Below are 902 nucleotides of genomic sequence, written 5' to 3'. Positions count from 1 at the left end.
CCAAGATCAAACTCTCCATGAAAGTTGATGCTTAGGTCATGCTGGTCTTACATTGCGCAGCAGGCCTTGCCTGCCGCGACTTGATATTTCGCGCGTTGTTTTCATTCCATTTTCAAAGGACACGTGGTGTTGCTGCTTCGCCTCAATTTAGCGACTTTATTAGTATACCAAGCTGACTTGAAGATGTCAATAGTTTATTTGGTGGAGCCTAGCGGGATCGAACCGCTGACCTCCTGCGTGCAAGGCAGGCGCTCTCCCAGCTGAGCTAAGGCCCCATAACTAGTGGTCGGGAAGACAGGATTCGAACCTGCGACCCCTTGGTCCCAAACCAAGTGCTCTACCAAGCTGAGCTACTTCCCGTTATAAAATAATGGTGCGCCCGAGAGGACTTGAACCTCTAACCTTCTGATTCGTAGTCAGATACTCTATCCAGTTGAGCTACGGGCGCATAAAAATGGAGCGGAAGACGGGATTCGAACCCGCGACCCCCACCTTGGCAAGGTGGTGCTCTACCACTGAGCTACTTCCGCAAAGCCTATAATAATAAAAATGGTGAGCCATGGAGGATTCGAACCTCCGACCCTCTGATTAAAAGTCAGATGCTCTACCAACTGAGCTAATGGCTCGTTCTATGAAAAAAATGGTGCCGGCCAAAGGACTTGAACCCTCAACCTACTGATTACAAGTCAGTTGCTCTACCAATTGAGCTAGACCGGCAAAAAAATGGTGGAGGATGACAGGATCGAACTGCCGACCCCCTGCTTGTAAGGCAGGTGCTCTCCCAGCTGAGCTAATCCTCCGTATAGATATTAAATTAATATAGCCCGGCAACGTCCTACTTTCACAGGGGGTCGCCCCCCAATTATCATCAGCGCACAAGAGCTTAACTTCCGTGTTCGGCA

At 49.7% G+C, this 902-nt stretch carries 7 tRNA genes and 1 rRNA gene; all 8 read right to left on the bottom strand.

Annotated elements, in window-relative coordinates:
* Positions 1–199: 199 nt before the first annotated feature.
* Positions 200–275, bottom strand: a tRNA-Ala gene (locus AC5W2J_RS17190).
* Between the two features lie 8 nt (positions 276–283).
* Positions 284–360 (bottom strand) — tRNA-Pro (locus AC5W2J_RS17185).
* 11 nt (positions 361–371) lie between these two features.
* Positions 372–448, bottom strand: a tRNA-Arg gene (locus AC5W2J_RS17180).
* Positions 449–455: 7 nt separating this feature from the next.
* Positions 456–530 (bottom strand) — tRNA-Gly (locus AC5W2J_RS17175).
* A gap of 20 nt (positions 531–550) precedes the next feature.
* Positions 551–626: transfer RNA gene (locus tag AC5W2J_RS17170), tRNA-Lys, on the bottom strand.
* A gap of 15 nt (positions 627–641) precedes the next feature.
* A tRNA-Thr gene (locus AC5W2J_RS17165) sits at positions 642–717 on the bottom strand.
* A 7-nt stretch (positions 718–724) separates the two neighbouring features.
* Positions 725–800, bottom strand: a tRNA-Val gene (locus AC5W2J_RS17160).
* A gap of 22 nt (positions 801–822) precedes the next feature.
* Positions 823–902, bottom strand: a 5S ribosomal RNA gene (gene rrf / locus AC5W2J_RS17155); the annotation flags it as partial.

It is taken from the genome of Sinobaca sp. SA16-1 (assembly GCF_059510515.1).
The sequence above is the reverse complement of the archived record's forward strand: the minus strand, read 5'-3'. Positions and strand labels throughout refer to the sequence as shown.